Source organism: Paraburkholderia sp. WC7.3g (assembly GCF_050436345.1).
Classification (GTDB): Bacteria; Pseudomonadota; Gammaproteobacteria; order Burkholderiales; family Burkholderiaceae; genus Paraburkholderia; species Paraburkholderia podalyriae.
This window is the reverse complement of record NZ_JBNDMA010000004.1, coordinates 352,933-370,222: the sequence shown is the minus strand read 5'-3', so window position 1 is coordinate 370,222 and position 17,290 is coordinate 352,933. Positions and strand designations below refer to the sequence as shown.

Below are 17,290 nucleotides of genomic sequence, written 5' to 3'. Positions count from 1 at the left end.
TTAGCCCTTGCATAACCCGGTGTTAGCCTGAATTCGTCCCGCAGGCGTGCACCGCATCACGTCTGCTCCCGCTGCCATTTCTCCATCGAAACGAATATCCGCAAGGAGCTACCGTGAGCATCGAATTCATCGGCATGATCCAGCAACGCAAGGTCTCGGAGACGTATGCCCCGCAGGGCCCCGCGATCGATACCGACTATGTGCGCGGGTTCGCGCAGGTCCATGAAAACGCAGGCTTCGACCGCATCCTCGTGCCGCACAGTTCGACCAGTCCCGACGCGACCATCACGATCGCCTACGCCGCGAGCGTGACCTCGCGCGTGCATTTCATGCTCGCGCATCGGCCGGGTTTCGTCGCGCCGACTTTGGCGGCGCGGCAGATCGCGACGCTCGATCATTTCTCCGGCGGTCGTCTCGCGGTGCACTTCATCTCCGGCGGCAGTGACGAAGACCAACGGCGCGACGGCGACTTTCTGAGCCATGACGAGCGCTACGCGCGCACCGACGAGTATCTGCAGATCCTGCGCCGGGTCTGGACCGAACAGCGCCCGTTCGATCACGTGGGCCGTTTTTACCGCTTCGAAAAGGCCTTCTCCGACGTCAAGCCGAAACAGACGCCACACGTGCCGATCTATTTCGGTGGTGCATCGGAACCCGCGCTCGCGGTCGCGGGCAAGCACGCGGACGTCTATGCGCTGTGGGGCGAATCGAAACAGCAGGTCCACGAGCAGATCACGCGCGTGCAAGCCGAAGCCGCGAAACATGGTCGCGGCGTGCGCTTCTCGGTGTCGTTCCGGCCGATCCTCGCATCGACGGAAAAAGCCGCGTGGGAACGCGCCGAACACATTCTCCACGAGACGCGCCGGCTGCGCGTCGAACAAGGCTTCGCGCGTGGCGGCCCGCAACAAAGCGAAGGCGCCCGGCGTCTGCTAGCGGCCGCAGGCGACGGCGTGCGTGCGGACGAGCGTCTGTGGACCGCGGTTGCCAGGGAGATCGGCGGCCGTTCGAATTCGACGGCGCTCGTCGGCACACCGGCACAGGTCGCGCAAACACTCGCCGAATATCACGCGCTCGGCGTCACGACGTTCCTGATCCGCGGCTTCGACCCGCTCGAAGATGCGATCGACTACGGCCGCGAGCTGATTCCCGCAACGCGCGAACTGACGTCGCGCGCACGTCGCGCCGCATAACCGGAGCGCGACGACATCATGAGCACCGTACTCGCCGCTACGCGCTCGCTTGCATTGCGCCCCACCCCGCTGCGCAAATTCTGGTTCGACGACGACGCCGAGCCGCCCCGCTCGCTCGCGCAAGAGCGTTTGCACCGGCAACAGCGCCTCGCCGGCGCGTTCCGCCTGTTCGCGCGTTACGGCTTCGCGCAGGGTCTGGCGGGCCACATCACCGCGCGCGATCCCGAATGGAGCGATCATTTCTGGGTCAATCCGCTTGGCCGTCATTTCGGCCGCATCCGGGTGTCGGATCTGTTGCTGGTCAACCGTGATGGCGACATCGTGATAGGCGACGGACCCGTGAATCAGGCCGCGTTCGCGATCCATGCGGCGATTCACGAGGCTCGGCCCGACGTGGTGGCCGCCGCGCACACGCATTCGCTGTACGGCAAGGCATGGTCGACGCTCGGGCGCACGCTCGATCCATTGACGCAGGACGCCTGCGCGTTCTACGAAGACCATGCTCTGTTCGACGACTTTCGCGGCGTCGTGCTCGACACCACCGAAGGCGCGCGCATTGCGCACGCGCTCGGCTCGTACAAGGCCGTGATCCTGAAGAACCACGGCATCCTGACGGCCGGCCCGTCCGTGGAAGCGGCCGCGTGGTGGTACATCGCGCTCGATAACGCGTGCCATGCGCAACTGCTCGCGCAGGCGGCCGGCACGCCGCAGCCGATCCCGCACGACATGGCGGCCCTCACGCATCAGCAGGTCGGCCGCGCGAACGGTGCACGGCACGCATTCGACAGCCTGTATGAAGGGCTCGTCGAAGCCGAACCGGAGTTTCTCGACTGATGGCCATCGATAAACTGCGGCGTTTTGTCGGCGACATCGCGACGCTCGTCGATTCTGGCGTCAACGAAGCCGGATTGCTCGAACAAGGCGCACACGCGCTGCGCGAACTGATCCGCGTCGATGACTGGCTACCGGACGCGTACGTGCAGCCGTCCGTCGAGCGCTATCAGCAGTTCCTGTTGTATGCGGACGCGCGCGAGCGCTTCAGCGTCGTCAGCTTCGTGTGGGGACCGGGCCAGCGCACGCCGATTCACGACCACACGGTATGGGGCTTGATCGGGGTGCTGCGCGGCGCCGAATTCGCCGCGCCGTACGCGCGCAACGGCGACGGCACGCTGCGGCAGACGGGCGCCGAAGTGCGCCTCGAAGCGGGCCACGTCGAAGCGGTGTCGCCGGGCATCGGCGACATTCATCGCGTGCGCAACGCGTATGACGACCGCACGTCGATCAGCATCCACGTGTATGGCGCGAACATCGGTGCGGTGCGCCGCTCGACGTACTCGCCCGACGGCCCGCCGAAGCCCTTCATCTCCGGTTACTCGAACCACACGCTCCCCAACCTGTGGGACCTCGGCAAGGAACAGCATCACTGATGACGACCTATCCGGTTCGCACCTACGAAGACGTGCGCGAAGCGCTGCTCGCGCGCCGCGAAATCGCGCTGCTCGACGTACGCGAAGAAGACCCGCATGCGCAGGCGCATCCTCTGTTCGCGGCCAATTTTCCGCTATCGAAACTCGAACTCGACGCCTATACGCGTCTGCCGTGCCGCGATGTGCCGATCGTGCTGCTCGACGCCGGCGAAGGACTCGCCGCACGCGCAGCCGACAAGCTGACAGCGCTCGGCTACACCCGGCTTGCGTTGCTCGCGGGCGGCCTCGACGGCTGGACTCGCGCCGGCGGTGAAGTGTTCCGCGACGTCAACGTGCCGAGCAAGGCGTTCGGCGAATTCGTCGAAGCGGGCCGGCATACGCCGTCTTTGTCGGCTGAGGCCGTGGCGACGCTGCTCGCCAATGGCGACGACGTCGTCGTGCTCGACGCACGGCGTTTCGACGAATACCAGACGATGAACATCCCCGGAAGCGTCAGCGTGCCCGGCGCCGAACTCGTGCTGCGCGCGCGTGCGCTCGCGCCGGACCCGAAGACGCGCGTGATCGTCAATTGCGCGGGGCGCACGCGCAGCATCATCGGCGCGCAGTCGCTCGTCAATGCGGGGTTGCCGAATCCGGTCGCGGCGCTACGCAACGGCACCATCGGCTGGACGCTCGCGGGACAGCCGCTCGAGCATGGCAGCGACTGGCAGTTCGATCCGCAAGCCGGGCTCGATGCGGACAACCTCGCCGCGTCGCGTGGCGCGGCGCGCGCGCTTGCGGACCGCGCGGGCGTGAGCCGCACGACACTCGTCGAAGCCGCGCGCTGGGCCGTCGAAGCGTCGCGCACCATCTATCGCTTCGACGTGCGCACGCCTGCCGAATATGAACGCGCGCATGCGCCCGGCTTTCAGGGCGCACCGGGCGGGCAGCTGGTGCAGGAAACCGACATGTTCGCGCCCGTGCGCGGCGCGCGCGTCGTGCTGTTCGACGACGACGGCGTGCGCGCGAACATGACGGCCTCATGGCTCGCGCAGATGAACATCGACGTGTATGTCGTCGACGAGGCGACGCCGCAAGAGCTGAGCGCACGCGGCGCGTGGCGCGGCGCGAAGCCCGAGCCGGCGCCCACGCCGAGCGTGTCCGTTGAAGAACTGGCGGCGCTCCTCGCCGATCCATCGAGCGGGACTGTGGTGATCGACGTGACGGCCAGCGCGAATCATGTGAAAGCCCGGGGCGCCTGGTGGCTCGTGCGCTCGCGGCTCTCCAACACCGTCGACGATCTGCGCACGCTACCCGATGCGAAACGCTACGTCCTGACGTGCGCGACCAGCGCGCTCGCGGCTTTCGCCGCGCCGGAGCTTGCCGCGCTGACGGGCAAGCCCGTGCAAGTGCTCGAAGGCGGCACGTCCGCGTGGATTCGCGCGGGGCAGCCGACCGAAACCGGCGACGCTCATCTCGCGTCGCCGCGTATCGATCGCTACCGGCGTCCGTACGAGGGCACCGACAACGCGCGTGAAGCGATGAACGCCTATCTGGAATGGGAGTACGGTCTCGTCGCGCAATTGGAGCGCGACGGCACGCATGGCTTCTTCGTGATCTGATCGACGTATGCTACGCGGGCGCCGCATAAAGCGTGCGCCGCATCGTCGTTCCTAGGCGGCGCGCGGCAGCCGCGCCGCCTTGAAGCTCTGCTCCACGCTTTCGGACAGCACGGCGAGCGCCGACTGCATCTTGCCGAGCGCGCGCGACCTGACGATCCACACCGCGATCTCGGGCTTGAAGTCACTGACCGAGACCACGTCGAGCCGCGCGGCATGCGCACTGATGCGCAACAACGGCAGCGGGACCAGCCCCAGCCCGACGCCATCGGCGACGAGGCCCAGTTGCAGTTCCGTGCCGAGCGTCTCGAGGTTGAGCTTCAGTGCGTAGCCTTGCGCGCCAAGCGCCTGCTGTAACCCCGCCCGAAAACCGCAGCCGTCGGGATTCAGCACCCATCCATACGACTGGCATTCGGCCAGCGTGTGTACGCGCTTTTTCAGACTCCCCTTCGGCGCGACGACAGCGAGCTTGAGCTCCCCGAGCGATTCTCCGGCCAACGTGTCGGGCAACACGCGATTAGCCGGCAACAGCACGATCGCGGCATCGAGCTCGCCGCCTTCGACCTTCTGCAGCAACGGCTTGCCCCAGCCCGTCGACACGCACGCCTGCAACTCCGGATGCGCGCCACGCAACGCATGCAAGGCCTTCAGCATCGCGACGTCGGCGACCGTCTGCGCGACGCCGAGACGCAGTACGCCGGCAAGCGGTGCGTCGTCGGTGACGAGATGCCGGAGCGCATCGACTTCCCGGACGATCGCGCGGCATTGCTCATACACGGCGCGGCCCATCGGCGTGGTCTTCAGCGGCTTGGTGTTGCGGTCGAACAGCTCGACGCCGAGCGCTTCCTCGAAGTTCTGGATGCGTCGCGTGACGGCAGGTTGCGTGAGCGCGAGAGAATCGGCAGCCTGACTCAGCGACTGGCTGCGCACGACGGCGACAAAGGCCTCGACTTCATCGAGTTTCATGGATGTGGTGTCGTTGGATGGAACGTTGAACGGCCCCGCGCATGCATGACCGTTGCACGAGCTTAGCGTGTCGACGCATCGATGTTCAAGCGGCGCGTGCTTTCTTCACTCGCATATTAACAAAGCAGAACAATGCGTTTGCCTTATAAAACGCGCATACGTATCGTGTGCTTTTCCACTTGGCCTGCGCCGCGCTTCCTATGTTCTATCTTGCGAATCGGTTTCTACTGAGGTTTTCCGGTGTTCTGCTCAGCGCGCTCGGCGCAATTGCACCGCTTGCGGCTACGGCGGATTCCACGCTCAGGGTCGGCGACCAGCAATTGCAGACTCGCGGCATTCTCGAAGCGTCTGGAGAACTGAATAATCTTCCGTACCGGATCGAATGGTTCAACTTCCCCGCCGCGCAGCCGCTCGGCGAAGCGCTCAATGCGGGCGCGATCGACGTCGGCGGTCTCGGCGATGCGCCGCTGATCTTCGCCTATGCCGCAGGCGCCCGGGTGCGCGCGGTGGCGGCGACCCGCTCGATTCCGCGCGATCTCGCGATCATCGTGCCAGACGCGTCGCCGATCAAAACGAGCGCCGATCTCAAGGGCAAACGCATCGCGACGACGCGCGGCTCGATCGGCCACTACCTCGCGATCGCGACGCTGGAGCGCGCCGGCATCAAGCTGTCCGACGTATCGCTGCGTTTCATGCAGCCGGCCGATGCGAAAGCGGCGCTCGCGTCGGGCAACGTCGATGCCTGGTCCACGTGGGACCCGTACGTCGCGCTCGCCGAGCAACAGGATCATGACCGCAGCATCGCCAACGGCATCGATCTTTCGTCGGGACTCAGTTTTCAGGCGGCGACGCAGACGTCGATCAAGGACAAGCACGCGGAAATCGCCGACTTCCTGAAGCGCGTGGCTGCCGGCCAGCGCTGGGCGCTCGCGCATCCGGACGAAGTCGCCGCCATGCAATCGAAGGTGACCGGCTTGCCGCCCGACGTGCTGAAAACGGTCTACCGGCGCGCGCAATTGCGACCCGTTGCGATCGACGACGGCCTGATCGCCGAGCAGCAAAAGACCGCCGATCTGTATCACCGCGCGGACGTGATCAAGACCCGCCTCGACGTGACGCCAAGCTTCGACCGGCAATTCCCGCTCGACGCGCGATGACGTCGCGAGCATCCGCGCAACCCGCAAACCCAACCGATCTCTGCACGATGACCAGCCGTCCCGCTGATAGCGCGCTTGCCGAAGCCGAGCGTGACGCCGCCGCGCTCGATGCGCTCACCGATCTCGACAGTCCGCAAGCCGCCGCGTGGCTCGACGCGCTGACCCGCGAGGTCGCGGCCGGCGCGGCCGCGCTCGACGCCGGCCCGCTGTTCCCGCACGACAACCTCGCGCGCCTGCGTCGCGCGGGCCTGCTGTCGCTAACCGTGCCGCGCGCGCTCGGCGGACGGCAAGCCACGCTTGCGCAAACGCTGCGCGTGGTCGGCGCGGTCGCGCGCGCGGAGCCGTCGACGGCGCTGATCCTCGTGATGCAATGCCTGTATCACCTGCGTCTGCAGGCCAATCCGAACTGGCCTGCCGCGCTGAAGACACGCATCGCGTGCGATGCCGTCGAGCGCGGCGCGCTGATCAACTCGCTGCGCGTCGAGCCCGAGCTCGGCTCGCCGTCGCGCGGCGGCCTGCCCGCGACGATCGGACGGCGCGAACACAATCACTGGCTGCTGAGCGGCCGCAAGCTTTATTCGACCGGCAGCCCGGGGCTCACATGGTTCGCTGTCTGGGGCCGCACGGACGAGGCCGCGCCGCGCGTCGGCACATGGCTCGTGCATCGCGACCTGCCGGGCATCCGCTTCGGCGAGCCCTGGAACCATCTCGGCATGCGCGCGACCGGCAGTCACGAGGTGATCTTCGACAACGTGTGCGTGCCGCTCGACCACGCGGTCGACCTGCAGCCGCCGCGGCAGGCCACCGGCATGGACCCGCTGACCGGCATCTGGATGAACGTGCTGCTGCCGTCGATCTACGACGGGGTCGCGCGGGCCGCGCGCGACTGGTTCGTGCAATGGGCCGCGCAGCGCACGCCTGCCGGGCTCGACGCGCCGCTGTCGAGCCTCGAACGGTTTCAGCAGACGGCCGGCCGCGTCGACGCGCTGCTGTTCAACAACCGCGCGCTGCTCGACGCGGGCGCGGCCGGTCTCGTCGACGCGGCACAAGCGCCGGCGATCAAGTATCTGGTCAGCCAGAACGCGATCGAAGCCGTGCAGCTCGCGCTCGAAGCGAGCAGCAATCCGGGACTGAGCCGCGACAACCCGCTGGAGCGCCACTACCGCGACGTGCTGTGCGCGCGCATTCATACGCCGCAGAACGATACGGTGCTCGGCAATCTCGGGCGCGCCGCGTTTGCCGGGGTTGCCGGGATTGCCGCTCCATAGATTCGGCCGCGCGCCGAGCGCGTGCGGCCTCTCAAGCCAGCACGTCGGCAAACACCCGGGTCGCGAAGCGATCCGAACTCGTGCCCGCATTGAGCACGCCGACCGATTTCAGATCGTCCGCGTACAGCGCGATTTCCTTCTTGAACGCATCGCCTACCGGATGGTGACGATCGGTGTGGCTCTTCAGCATCTCGGTCAGTTGCGCGACGTTCGCGCCCGGCGCATTCGGCGCGAAAATCGCCGCCGCCTCGGCCGGATGATTCGCGGTCCATTCGGTTGCTTCGAGCAGCGCCCGCGTGAGCGCCTGCGCGCTCGCGCGGTCCTTGCGGACCAGCGACCCGCGCACGCCCAGCACGCAGCACACGCGGTTCGCGTACTCGCCGCACAGGTTGTTCGACACCTCGTGCAGATGGTCGGTCTCGCGCAGTGTCCAGATGGTCGGATCGCCGTCGGCGATCGCCTGCACCTCGCCCTTCCTGAGCGCCTCGCCGAGCAGCGGCGCCGGATACTGGCGCCAGCGCACGTCGTTATCGGGATCGATACCGAGCTTCTTCAGCGTGATCGCGAAGAAATTCTTCGCCGGGCTCGCCATGTCGCTGACGCCGACCGTGCGACCCTTGAGCCCTTGCAGATCGACGATGCCCGATGCGCGCGTCGCGAGCAGCCGCATGCAGCCGCCGTGGATGCCCGCCGTCAGCTTCACGTCGAAGCCCTGCTCGAGCGGCTTGATCCAGCGCAGCGCCATGCCGACACCGGCATCGGACTTGCCCGTCGCGATGGCTTCGAGCAACTGGTCGGTCGAGCCGGCGAAGTTGACGAGTTCCACTTGCAGCCCATGCTTGCGGAAAAAGCCCTGCTGCGCGGCGACCGGCACCGGCGCCGTGCAGATCGCGCCCGCGTTCCACGACAGTTTGAGCGGCTGCAACGCTTGATCGGCTGATGCGCGTACGCCCGGCAGCCCGAATGCGGCACCGCCTAACGCGGCCGCGCCGGCGGCCCTCGCCGCGCGGGCGAGCCATGCGCGGCGCGCGAGGTTGGCCGGCGCGCGGTCGTCGTCGAAATGATTCATTGCTGTGCTTCCCAGAGGTGTGGTGATGAGTGAGCGGGTTGCAGATGCCGGCGCGCGTGTCAGGGGTCGAGGCCCAACTGCGCCAGCACCTTGCGGCGCAGCGCGACGAGCGCGGGGTCGTCGCGATGCCGCGGATACGGCGCGTCGTTGCGCACCTGCGCGACGATGCGCGCGGGCCGCTCGCTGAGCACGATCACGCGATTCGCGACATACAGCGCTTCCTCGACATCGTGCGTCACGAGCAGCACCGAAAACCGCTGCGCCTGCCACAGTTGCACGAGTTCGCCCTGCATGCGCATGCGCGTCAGCGAATCGAGCTTGCCGAACGGTTCGTCGAGCACCAGCAGTTGCGGGTCGTTGACGAGCGCGCGAGCCAGCGCCGCGCGCTGCGCCATGCCGCCCGACAGCTGATGGGGGAACGCGTTCGCGAAGGCGGACAGGCCGACCAGCTCGAGTGCGGCATCGATGCGCGCGGCGGCGGCGCGCTTCGTGCGACGCGCCTCGGGACCGAGTGCGACGTTGTCGCGCACGGTCCGCCACGGGAACAGCGTCGGGTCCTGGAAGACGACCACACGCGACGGGTCGGGGCCGCCGACGCGCTCGCCATCGGCGTGGATGGTGCCTTGCGCCGGGCCATCGAGGCCGGCCACGAGACGCAGCAACGTCGATTTGCCACAGCCGCTCGGTCCCAGCAGCGCAACGAATTCGCCGGGCTCGATCGACAGGCTGACGTCGTCGAGAACTGGCAACGCGGTGCCGCGCAGCGCGAAGCGATGACTGATGTTACGCACGTCAATGCGTGCGCCTTGCCGCGTATCAGCGGCGAAGTGCGCTTCGGAGGCAGCTACCATTTCAGCATTCCTTTCTGCCAGGCCAGCAGACGATCGCGCACGCGAAACAGCAACGTGATGAGGGCTGAGCACATCAGTGCCATCACGAGCAGCGCGGCATACATGTTCGGATAGGCGGCCCAGCCCTGCGCCCATTGCAAGTACCAGCCGAGTCCCGCCTTCACGCCCATCATCTCCGCGACGAACAGCACGGCAAACGAGGCACCGAGGCCCATGAAGAGCCCCACGAACACGGACGGCAATGCGGCGGGAACCGCGACACGCAGAATCAGGAACGACGGCCGCGCGCCGAGCGTGCGGGCTACGTCGTAGTAGGCGGAGTTGACGCTCGCGACGCCCGACCACGTGAGCACGGCAACCGGAAACGCGGTCGCCAGCGCGATCAGGAACACGCTCGCGCTGAAGCTCGACGGAAAGAAGAAGAACGCGAGCGGCAGCCACGCGGTGGCAGGCAGCGGCCCGATCAGCCGCAGCACCGGGTGCACCCAGTAGCCGACCGCCTTCGACCAGCCGATCGCGACGCCGATCACGAAGCCCGTCAACCCACCGGCGACATAGCCATAAGCAAGCAGCACGAACGAATGCGCGACGCTCGCGGCAAGCCGCGGCAGATCGTCGGCATAGACGGCGATCAGGGCCTGCGGCGGCGCGAAGAACGGCCGCGGCAGCCATTCGAGCTGCGCGGTGGCGATTTCCCATCCGGTGATGCCGAGCGACAGCGCGAGTAGCCATGGCGTCGCCTCGAGCCATGCGTCCAGCCGTGAGCTTGCCGCGGTGGCCACGCGCCAGCCGGCCACGCCGATCGCCAGCGACGCCGCCGCGAGCACGAGCTTCAGAATCAACAATTCGCGCGTGTACGGCCAATCGTCGAGCGTGGGCCACCATTGCGTGAGCGCCGCGCCAGCTAGCCAGCCAAGCGCGGCCAGTATCGCGGCGACGCGCTTGCCTCGTTCGCGCGCGACGTGTCGGGCGGCGTCGGGAAAGCCGGCGAGTTCGACAGCACGGGATCGAGTCGACCGGGCGCCGCGCTGCGTCAAGGCGAGATCATGCGTTGGCAAGATGAACCTCCGAAATCGCGCGCACGTCGATGCGGTTGGGCAGGATCGCGTCGCGCTGCGCGCGGTCCGCGACTTTTTGCAGCGCGTCGATGTCGCTGTCGTTGACGAAATGCTGCTTCAGCGACGCGCGTTTCGTGATCTGCCGCGCCGCATCGAGTGGCGAGCGCGTGAGCGTCGCGTAGATCTGCGCGTAAGCCTCGGGGTTTGCGATCGCCCAGTCGCCCGCGCGTTGATAACGCAACAGCAGGTCCGCGATCGCGGCGCGTTTGCGCGGGTCCGCTAGCGCATCGCCCGATGCCGTGATGAAGCCGAGCCCGCTGTTGATGCCGGTGCCGTCGCGCAGCACGCGGCCGCCGCGCTGCACGGCGATGCCGTAGTACGGATCGAACGTCGCCCAAACCTCGATCGAGCCCGATGCGAAGGCGGCAAACGCATCGACGGGCAGAATGAAACGCACCGACACGTCGTCCTTCGACAAACCCGCCTCGGCCAGCGCGCCATACAACTGGAACTGGGAAATGCTGCCGCGCGCCGACGATACGAATACCGTCTTGCCTTTCAGATCGGAGACCGAACTAATCGTGGAATGCGGCGCGACCAGAATGCCAAGTTGTGCGCCCGATCCGACTCGCGTCGCGACGATTTTCAGCGACGGGTCGCCGACGGCCGCCGCGAGTACCGGCAAGTCGCCCGCCGGCGCGAGATCGACCGAACCGGCGCGTTGCGCTTCGAACAACGGTGCCGCGCCCTGGAAGTTGGCCCAGCGCCACGCGTAGGGCGTGCCGTCGAGCACTTTCGCCGCTTCGACGAGGGCGCGCGTACCACCGGCCTGATCGCCGAGCACGAGCGTCACGCTTTGCGCGGCGCGGGCATCACTCGTGCTGGCAAACGCGGATACCGCGGCGATCGGCGTCGCGGCCAGCGCACGCATAAGCGTGCGCCGCCGTGTCGAAATTGACGTTAGAGCAGATGCGGTCATAGGTCCTCGCTGTCGATATGCAGCACAGCGTAGCGACGAAAAACCGCGCTGAGAATCATTCTATTTCGATATGTTTATATCGATTCAATATTTATGTTTTGCATCTTCCGGGCAGCCACAGAGGTATGCAACGCGTGACGCAAAATCAAACAGGAGGGACCCATGAGCAACGGCATCGCGAAACTTTTCCGGCATTTGACCGCGGGTGTGTATGTGATCGGCGTAGCGAACGGCGAGCGCCGCAATGCGTTCACCGCAAGCTCGGTGATGCAGGTTTCGTTTTCACCATTGCTGGTCGCCCTCGGCATCAGTCCCGAGCATGCGTCGTACGAACTCCTGCGCAGCAGCGCGGTGTTTGCGATCAGCGTGTTGCGCGCGGATCAACAGCGGCTCGCCGAGCACTTCGGCACGCAGTCGGGCCGCGCGGTCGACAAGCTCGCGGCGGCTCGCTGGCGTTCCGGCGTGACCGGCGCGCCGCTATTGCTCGATGCGCTCGCGCATTTCGAGTGCCGGGTGACCGACGACATCGAGGCGGGAGATCATCGGGTGGTCGTCGGGCGTGTCGTCGATGGCGCGCTAGACGGTGCGGACGGCGCGCCGCTGATCTATGCTCAGACTGGCAATCTCGACATGAGCGAGGACCTTTACCCGGAGACGTTTTCGTAGCGGGTGGGATAACCGAAGTACCCGTCAGGTACGCATCTTGCCTAGGGGAGGTATTCTGAAGCGGCGACGCGCCAGAGCGCTGCATTCGCGCAGCCGCCTCGCGTTTTTACCGCCCGCTTTTACACCCCGATGGTCCGCGTCGTCTTCAGCGCGATCCATGTCATGCCTTCGCGCAAGCCTTCGAGTACCGCCTCCCTTTCCACGGCGAACACCCGCGATTGATGAAAGGTGCGTTCGAAATCACCGTCGGGCGACGCATGCCTGACATGGATCGTCGCCTGAAACCCGCCTTCCTGCGCCTCCTGCGTCTCAACGCTCACGGACCAGCTTCCTTCCTGCGCGTTTGCTGATAGGGTCATTGGATGCTCCTCGGTTGTCGCGAGCGACTGCCATCGTCAGCGTAATCCCGTTACTTTCAACTTCGTTTCAGACGCGCGCCATCGCGTGAAAACCCTGCAGGGAAAACGCGCAGCGACCCTTGCACGCGGCGTGCTCACCGCGCCGCATGCACCGATTTCGCGACCCTCGTCCCGACGTTTCGCGGTAAGCTTTCCAACGGTATCCGCGTCACGAGTTCGTGCCGGTGCGGCAACGCTGCCCTCATGATCGACGAACGTCGGAGTTCATCATGTGGTACGCCTTCATCGATGCACAGCAACGCCTCGCTCGCGCGATGGTCGGGGGAGCGCAAGCCGAATCCGACTCGGGGCCGCGCCCGCAAGCGGGCTGGCTCGGCCCGGAACTGGCGGCCGACGCGTTCAGTTGCTGGCTGCTGAGGTCCACCTGCGCTTTCGAGCGGACCCCGCCTTTCGCCATCCACTCCGTTGCGGGCAACGGTCGCCGCATTGCCGTCGACGAAAGCGTCGTCGCTTCGCTGGCGGTCGGCGCGCTGCGAAGATTCAAGCGCAACCCGCCTACGCCGTCCGCTGACGGAAAACTGCCGGTGCTGTTGTGCGCGCCGCTTGCCGGACATCATTCGGTCATGCTGCGCGAGACCGTCGAAACGCTGCTCGAAGAACGTGACGTGTTCGTGACCGATTGGGCCGACGCGCGCGACGTGCCGCGCGAAGCGGGCCCCTTGTCGCTCGACGACTACGTGCGGGCGCTCGAAAGCTTCATCAGCACCGCCCGCGCGTTCGGATCGCCGCTTCACATGATCGCGATCTGTCAGGCGAGCGTGCCCGCGCTCGGCGCCGCGGCGCTGCTCGCCACGGACGAGGCCGCGCCGATCGCGAGCGTCTCGCTGCTCGGCGGCCCGATCGATACCCGTTTGAACCCGACCGTCACAGACCGCTTCGCGAGTTCCCATACGCTCGAGTGGTTTCACGACAATGCGATCGATACGGTTCCACCGCCCTATTGCGGCGCGGGGCGCCTCGTGTATCCGGGTTTCATCCAGCAGGCCGCGATTTTCGCCGCGCATCCGGAGCGGCACCTGCGACTCGAAGCGGATTACTGGTCACGTTGGCTAGCGGGCGACATGCCCGGTGCGCAGCAGGCGCTGCGCTCGGCGAACGAATATGCCGCGGTCCTCGACATGGCCGAATGCTACTTCCTCGACATGCTTCGTGTGGTGTTTCACGAACATCTGTTACCGCGCAAGCTGTGGTCGGTCGCCGGGCGTCAGGTGCAGATCGCCGCGCTGCGCGATACCCCGCTGTGCACGATCGAGGGCGACAGCGACGAGATCACAGGCGCGGGGCAAACACATTGCACGCATGCGCTGTGCGATGCATCGACGATGCGACCCGCGCGGCAGATCACCATCGAGCAGTGCGATCACTACGACCTGTTCATCGGGCCGCGTTGGCGCGATGCGGTTCATCCGGGGCTCCGCGAATTCTGGCGCGATCTCGAACACGCCGCGTTGGAGGTTCGCCGGCCGCGCCGCGCGCTCAGGGTTTCGGCAAACCGCAGATCGGCCTGAGGCGACTGCGAAACCGTCGGCAGTGCGTATCTGGCGATCGTCGAGCGCGAAGTCACGACGCAAGTTGGCCCAGTGCCCCTCAATGCATATGCATGCCCCCATTGATCGCGATGTCGGCACCGGTGATAAACGCCGCCTGCTCGGAGCATAGAAACGCAATCAGCGCCGCCACCTCGTCCGGACGTCCCAGCCGGCCGACCGGAATCTGCGGCAGGATCTTCGTGTCGAGGACTTCGCGCGGCACCGCTTCGACCATCGCGGTCGCGAGATAACCGGGCGACACCGTGTTCACCGTGACGCCGTGCTTCGCGGTTTCGAGCGCGAGCGCCTTCGTGAAACCGTGCAAGCCCGCTTTGGCCGCCGAATAATTGGTTTGCCCGTAAGCGCCGCGCGAACCGTTGACCGACCCCACGTTGACGATACGGCCGTGGCGCCGCTCGAGCATGCCGGGCAATAGCGGCTTGGTCATGTTGAACAGGCCATCGAGATCGGTACGCAGCACGGCGTCCCAGTGCTCCTTGCTCATCTTCGCGAAGCTCGTGTCGCGCGTGATGCCCGCGTTATTGATCAGCACGTCGACCGCGCCCAGTTCGGTCAGTACGCTTTGCGCGCAGCGCGCGCATGAATCGAAGTCGGCGATGTCTGTTTCATACGCATGAAAATCGCGACCCGTGTCGCGCTCGTGCTGCAGCCATGTCGACACGTGATCGTTGTGCGTCGAATACGACACCGCGACCGTCATGCCCGCGTCATGAAGCGCCCGGCTGATCGCCGCGCCCAAACCGCCCATCCCGCCTGTGACCAATGCCACGCGATCCGTTCCCATCTGAACTCCTCCTTGCCGTGTCTGCCATTGAAGGTGCGATCCATGTACTCGCGCGCCGCCGTCGCGGATTACCCGGCAGGTGCATCCTCGGTGCTCTGCTCGCGCAACAGCAACACCGGACAACGTGACGAACGCAGCACCCGCTCCGCCACGCTGCCGATCACGAGGCGCTGCACGCCGCGCCGTCCGTGCGTGCCCAGCACGAGCAGATCCGCGTGGATCTGCTCCGCGTGGCGCAGCACGATACTGGCGACGTCGTCGGACAGGCTGTCCGACTCGATCAGTTCGGGGCGACATGGCACCTCGGCGTCGACGCACGCTTGTGCGGCCTCGTCGAGCACCGAATGGCCGTCCTGGCGCAACGCCTCGACGAGTGTCATCGGATCGAAATAGCCGGCATAGGAAAAGAGCGGGGTCTTGTCGACCACATAAACCGGATGCACGACGCCTTTCGTCAACGCGGCGAGATTCACCGCTTCTTTTAGCGCGCGTTTCGAGAAGGTACTGCCGTCGAGCGCGACGAGGATATGCTGATACATGCCGTTTCTCCACTCAGGTTGGATTGATCGACGCGCGCGGCTCACGAGCGGATCGCGAGCACGGCCGCGCCGGTCAGGTTGCCATTGCGCAGGTCGTCGAGCGCGCGGTTCGCGTCGCGCAACGCGTAGGTGGTCGTCTCGATCGCGAGCCGCGTCTCGCCAGCGCTGCGCATGAACGCAAGCCCATCGTCGCGGGTCAGATTCGCGACCGACACGACGCGCCGCTCGCCCCATAGAAACGCGTACGGGAACGACGGAATGTCGCTCATATGAATGCCGCCGCACACCACCACGCCGCCCTTCGCGACCGCCTGCAGCGCCAGCGGCACGAGCGCGCCGACCGGTGCGAACAGCAGCGCCGCGTCGAGTTCGGCGGGGGGCGCCTCGTCGCTGCCACCGGCCCACGCCGCACCGAGCCGCAGCGCGAGCTGCTGGGCCGCGCGATCGCCGGGACGCGTGAACGCGTAGACAGTACGCTGCTGATGATGCGCGACCTGCGCGACCAGATGCGCGGCCGCGCCGAAACCATAGATGCCGATCCGTTCGGCGTTGCCCGCCATGCTCAGCGTGCGATAGCCGATCAGTCCCGCGCAAAGCAGCGGCGCCGCCTCGATATCGCTGTAGTGCGGCGGCAGATGGAAGCAGTAGCGGCTATCGGCGACCGTCCGCTCGGCGTAGCCGCCGTCGATCGTGTAGCCGGTGAAACCCGCGTCGTCGCACAGATTTTCGCGGGCGCACAGGCAGTAGCGGCAATGGCCGCAGGTGCGCCCGACCCACGGCACGCCGACCCGCTCGCCCACCGCGAAATCGCTGACGCCCGCGCCCAGTTCGGCCACCACGCCTACGATTTCGTGGCCCGGAATCACCGGCCGCTTCGGATGCTCGAGTTCGCGGTCGACCAGATGCAGGTCCGTGCGGCATACGCCGCAAGCATGCACGTCGATCAGGATCTCCCCGGCACCGGGCCGCGGATCCGGCACTTCCCGCTCGGTCAGGGTCGCCGAACTGCCGTCGAATATCATCGCTCGCATCGGGTTCTCCTGCACACGCATCGGCGCGTCGATCAGGGCCGTTTCGCCGCCCGTACACTGATCTTATGCCTGATACGGGAGCACGTGCCGCGATTGCGGAAATCCGGGATTGTCTGCTCGCGTGCGCGGCGTCTGCGCCGACGGCCGGCGTCGCCTATCGCGAACCCGAGCCGAGCGCGCTCGTCGGCAGCGGCGACGTTCTCGCGACGGCCCATGCACCGCGCAACGCTTCCTCTCGGAGTCGCGTTGTGGTTCACTGGCGCCACCGCGTCCATCCAGCAATACGACAACCATGCAGAACGAACGATGATCGATCTCGACAATTTCACCCCCGTCGCATCCCTGTGCGGGGGCTTGCTAATCGGCGCCACCGCTGCGGCGACGGTGCTGGTGCTGGGCCGCATCGCCGGAATCAGCGGCATAGTCGGCGGCCTGCTGCGCTGGACGAAGCGCGACAGCGCATGGCGCGTCGCCTTCGTGGCCGGGCTCGTCGCTGCCGCGGTGATCGCGCGCGCGGTGGGCGCACCGGTCGCGATCACCGTCGACGCGTCGTGGCCCGCCGTGATCGCGGCCGGCTTGCTGGTCGGCATCGGCACCCGCTACGGCAGCGGCTGCACCAGCGGACACGGCGTGTGCGGCATTTCACGCGGCGCGGTGCGCTCGCTTGCCGCGACGGCGACGTTCATGGCGGCCGGCTTCGTCACCGTGTACATCGCGCGGCATCTTCTGGGAGCTTAG

The 17,290-nt window shown here is 66.6% G+C and carries 18 protein-coding genes; 9 read left to right on the top strand and 9 right to left on the bottom strand.

Annotated features, from left to right (window positions below; all coding sequences use genetic code 11):
- Nucleotides 1-113: 113 nt before the first annotated feature.
- Genes OKW43_RS35055 through OKW43_RS35040 form a run of 4 tightly spaced genes read left to right on the top strand, consistent with a single transcriptional unit; the run spans nucleotide 114 to nucleotide 4,218 of the window.
- Nucleotides 114-1,190 (top strand): LLM class flavin-dependent oxidoreductase, encoded by a 1,077-nt coding sequence (locus tag OKW43_RS35055; protein ID WP_429452980.1) that lies wholly within the window; start codon nucleotides 114-116, stop codon nucleotides 1,188-1,190.
- An 18-nt stretch (nucleotides 1,191-1,208) separates the two neighbouring features.
- Complete coding sequence (locus OKW43_RS35050; RefSeq protein ID WP_429452978.1) at nucleotides 1,209-2,024, top strand: class II aldolase/adducin family protein; 816 nt, start codon at nucleotides 1,209-1,211, stop codon at nucleotides 2,022-2,024.
- On the top strand, nucleotides 2,024-2,617 hold the full coding sequence (locus tag OKW43_RS35045) for a cysteine dioxygenase (protein ID WP_187633727.1): 594 nt from the start codon (nucleotides 2,024-2,026) through the stop codon (nucleotides 2,615-2,617). Before OKW43_RS35050 ends, OKW43_RS35045 begins: the two co-directional genes overlap by 1 nt.
- Nucleotides 2,617-4,218: a rhodanese-like domain-containing protein gene (locus tag OKW43_RS35040; protein WP_429452976.1), complete on the top strand. Its 1,602-nt coding sequence runs from the start codon at nucleotides 2,617-2,619 to the stop codon at nucleotides 4,216-4,218. Before OKW43_RS35045 ends, OKW43_RS35040 begins: the two co-directional genes overlap by 1 nt.
- A 51-nt stretch (nucleotides 4,219-4,269) precedes the next feature.
- Here the strand turns inward: OKW43_RS35040 and OKW43_RS35035 are convergent, their stop codons facing one another.
- The gene (locus OKW43_RS35035; RefSeq protein WP_429452974.1) at nucleotides 4,270-5,181 is read right to left on the bottom strand and encodes a LysR substrate-binding domain-containing protein; all 912 of its coding nucleotides are present in this window, start codon (nucleotides 5,179-5,181) and stop codon (nucleotides 4,270-4,272) included.
- A gap of 200 nt (nucleotides 5,182-5,381) precedes the next feature.
- Here OKW43_RS35035 and OKW43_RS35030 point away from each other — a divergent pair, with 200 nt between their 5' ends.
- Both OKW43_RS35030 and OKW43_RS35025 read left to right on the top strand, forming a co-directional pair.
- The gene (locus OKW43_RS35030) at nucleotides 5,382-6,338 is read left to right on the top strand and encodes an ABC transporter substrate-binding protein (protein ID WP_429452972.1); all 957 of its coding nucleotides are present in this window, start codon (nucleotides 5,382-5,384) and stop codon (nucleotides 6,336-6,338) included.
- 47 nt (nucleotides 6,339-6,385) lie between these two features.
- Entirely contained in the window at nucleotides 6,386-7,606 is a 1,221-nt protein-coding gene (locus OKW43_RS35025) for an acyl-CoA dehydrogenase family protein (protein WP_429452970.1), read from the top strand.
- A 31-nt stretch (nucleotides 7,607-7,637) separates the two neighbouring features.
- Here the strand turns inward: OKW43_RS35025 and OKW43_RS35020 are convergent, their stop codons facing one another.
- Genes OKW43_RS35020 through OKW43_RS35005 form a run of 4 tightly spaced genes read right to left on the bottom strand, consistent with a single transcriptional unit; the run spans nucleotide 7,638 to nucleotide 11,563 of the window.
- Nucleotides 7,638-8,675: an ABC transporter substrate-binding protein gene (locus OKW43_RS35020; RefSeq protein WP_429452968.1), complete on the bottom strand. Its 1,038-nt coding sequence runs from the start codon at nucleotides 8,673-8,675 to the stop codon at nucleotides 7,638-7,640.
- 59 nt (nucleotides 8,676-8,734) lie between these two features.
- Complete coding sequence (locus OKW43_RS35015) at nucleotides 8,735-9,526, bottom strand: ABC transporter ATP-binding protein (protein WP_429452966.1); 792 nt, start codon at nucleotides 9,524-9,526, stop codon at nucleotides 8,735-8,737.
- Nucleotides 9,520-10,584 carry an ABC transporter permease gene (locus tag OKW43_RS35010; RefSeq protein WP_429452964.1) on the bottom strand — a complete coding sequence of 355 codons (1,065 nt, stop codon included), beginning with the start codon at nucleotides 10,582-10,584 and terminating at the stop codon, nucleotides 9,520-9,522. The genes OKW43_RS35015 and OKW43_RS35010 overlap by 7 nt, the downstream gene beginning before the upstream one ends.
- A complete protein-coding gene (locus tag OKW43_RS35005; protein ID WP_187633734.1) occupies nucleotides 10,571-11,563 on the bottom strand; it encodes an ABC transporter substrate-binding protein in 993 nt (330 codons plus the stop codon). The genes OKW43_RS35010 and OKW43_RS35005 overlap by 14 nt, the downstream gene beginning before the upstream one ends.
- 162 nt (nucleotides 11,564-11,725) lie before the next feature.
- On the opposite strand from OKW43_RS35005, the gene OKW43_RS35000 reads away from it, so the two are divergent.
- Entirely contained in the window at nucleotides 11,726-12,229 is a 504-nt protein-coding gene (locus OKW43_RS35000) for a flavin reductase family protein (RefSeq protein WP_187633735.1), read from the top strand.
- Nucleotides 12,230-12,348: 119 nt separating this feature from the next.
- Here the strand turns inward: OKW43_RS35000 and OKW43_RS34995 are convergent, their stop codons facing one another.
- Nucleotides 12,349-12,588: a hypothetical protein gene (locus OKW43_RS34995; RefSeq protein ID WP_429452961.1), complete on the bottom strand. Its 240-nt coding sequence runs from the start codon at nucleotides 12,586-12,588 to the stop codon at nucleotides 12,349-12,351.
- Between the two features lie 269 nt (nucleotides 12,589-12,857).
- Between OKW43_RS34995 and phaZ the strand changes: the two genes are divergently transcribed.
- Nucleotides 12,858-14,156, top strand: a complete 1,299-nt coding sequence (gene phaZ / locus OKW43_RS34990) for a polyhydroxyalkanoate depolymerase (protein ID WP_429452959.1) — start codon at nucleotides 12,858-12,860, stop codon at nucleotides 14,154-14,156.
- 79 nt (nucleotides 14,157-14,235) lie between these two features.
- Here the strand turns inward: phaZ and phbB are convergent, their stop codons facing one another.
- The 3 genes from phbB to OKW43_RS34975 all read right to left on the bottom strand — a co-directional run bounded on the left by phbB (nucleotide 14,236) and on the right by OKW43_RS34975 (nucleotide 16,552).
- A complete protein-coding gene (gene phbB / locus OKW43_RS34985; RefSeq protein ID WP_187633738.1) occupies nucleotides 14,236-14,982 on the bottom strand; it encodes an acetoacetyl-CoA reductase in 747 nt (248 codons plus the stop codon).
- Nucleotides 14,983-15,050: 68 nt separating this feature from the next.
- Nucleotides 15,051-15,521: a universal stress protein gene (locus OKW43_RS34980; protein ID WP_429452957.1), complete on the bottom strand. Its 471-nt coding sequence runs from the start codon at nucleotides 15,519-15,521 to the stop codon at nucleotides 15,051-15,053.
- 41 nt (nucleotides 15,522-15,562) lie between these two features.
- On the bottom strand, nucleotides 15,563-16,552 hold the full coding sequence (locus tag OKW43_RS34975) for a zinc-dependent alcohol dehydrogenase family protein (protein ID WP_429452955.1): 990 nt from the start codon (nucleotides 16,550-16,552) through the stop codon (nucleotides 15,563-15,565).
- Between OKW43_RS34975 and OKW43_RS34970 the strand changes: the two genes are divergently transcribed.
- A complete protein-coding gene (locus OKW43_RS34970) occupies nucleotides 16,454-17,290 on the top strand; it encodes a YeeE/YedE family protein (protein WP_429452953.1) in 837 nt (278 codons plus the stop codon). The two genes, OKW43_RS34975 and OKW43_RS34970, sit on opposite strands and share 99 nt — an antisense overlap.

What these genes read in the sequence shown, in the direction of transcription:
- OKW43_RS35050 (WP_429452978.1), top strand. Translation starts at nt 1,209, where the DNA reads ATGAGCACCGTACTCGCCGCTACGCGCTCGCTTGCATTGCGCCCCACC.
- OKW43_RS35045 (WP_187633727.1), top strand. Translation starts at nt 2,024, where the DNA reads ATGGCCATCGATAAACTGCGGCGTTTTGTCGGCGACATCGCGACGCTC.
- OKW43_RS35040 (WP_429452976.1), top strand. Translation starts at nt 2,617, where the DNA reads ATGACGACCTATCCGGTTCGCACCTACGAAGACGTGCGCGAAGCGCTG.
- OKW43_RS35035 (WP_429452974.1), bottom strand. Translation starts at nt 5,181, where the DNA reads ATGAAACTCGATGAAGTCGAGGCCTTTGTCGCCGTCGTGCGCAGCCAG.
- OKW43_RS35030 (WP_429452972.1), top strand. Translation starts at nt 5,382, where the DNA reads ATGTTCTATCTTGCGAATCGGTTTCTACTGAGGTTTTCCGGTGTTCTG.
- OKW43_RS35025 (WP_429452970.1), top strand. Translation starts at nt 6,386, where the DNA reads ATGACCAGCCGTCCCGCTGATAGCGCGCTTGCCGAAGCCGAGCGTGAC.
- OKW43_RS35020 (WP_429452968.1), bottom strand. Translation starts at nt 8,675, where the DNA reads ATGAATCATTTCGACGACGACCGCGCGCCGGCCAACCTCGCGCGCCGC.
- OKW43_RS35015 (WP_429452966.1), bottom strand. Translation starts at nt 9,526, where the DNA reads ATGGTAGCTGCCTCCGAAGCGCACTTCGCCGCTGATACGCGGCAAGGC.
- OKW43_RS35005 (WP_187633734.1), bottom strand. Translation starts at nt 11,563, where the DNA reads ATGACCGCATCTGCTCTAACGTCAATTTCGACACGGCGGCGCACGCTT.
- OKW43_RS35000 (WP_187633735.1), top strand. Translation starts at nt 11,726, where the DNA reads ATGAGCAACGGCATCGCGAAACTTTTCCGGCATTTGACCGCGGGTGTG.
- OKW43_RS34995 (WP_429452961.1), bottom strand. Translation starts at nt 12,588, where the DNA reads ATGACCCTATCAGCAAACGCGCAGGAAGGAAGCTGGTCCGTGAGCGTT.
- phaZ (WP_429452959.1), top strand. Translation starts at nt 12,858, where the DNA reads ATGTGGTACGCCTTCATCGATGCACAGCAACGCCTCGCTCGCGCGATG.
- phbB (WP_187633738.1), bottom strand. Translation starts at nt 14,982, where the DNA reads ATGGGAACGGATCGCGTGGCATTGGTCACAGGCGGGATGGGCGGTTTG.
- OKW43_RS34980 (WP_429452957.1), bottom strand. Translation starts at nt 15,521, where the DNA reads ATGTATCAGCATATCCTCGTCGCGCTCGACGGCAGTACCTTCTCGAAA.
- OKW43_RS34970 (WP_429452953.1), top strand. Translation starts at nt 16,454, where the DNA reads ATGCACGTCGATCAGGATCTCCCCGGCACCGGGCCGCGGATCCGGCAC.
- OKW43_RS34975 (WP_429452955.1), bottom strand. Translation starts at nt 16,552, where the DNA reads ATGCGAGCGATGATATTCGACGGCAGTTCGGCGACCCTGACCGAGCGG.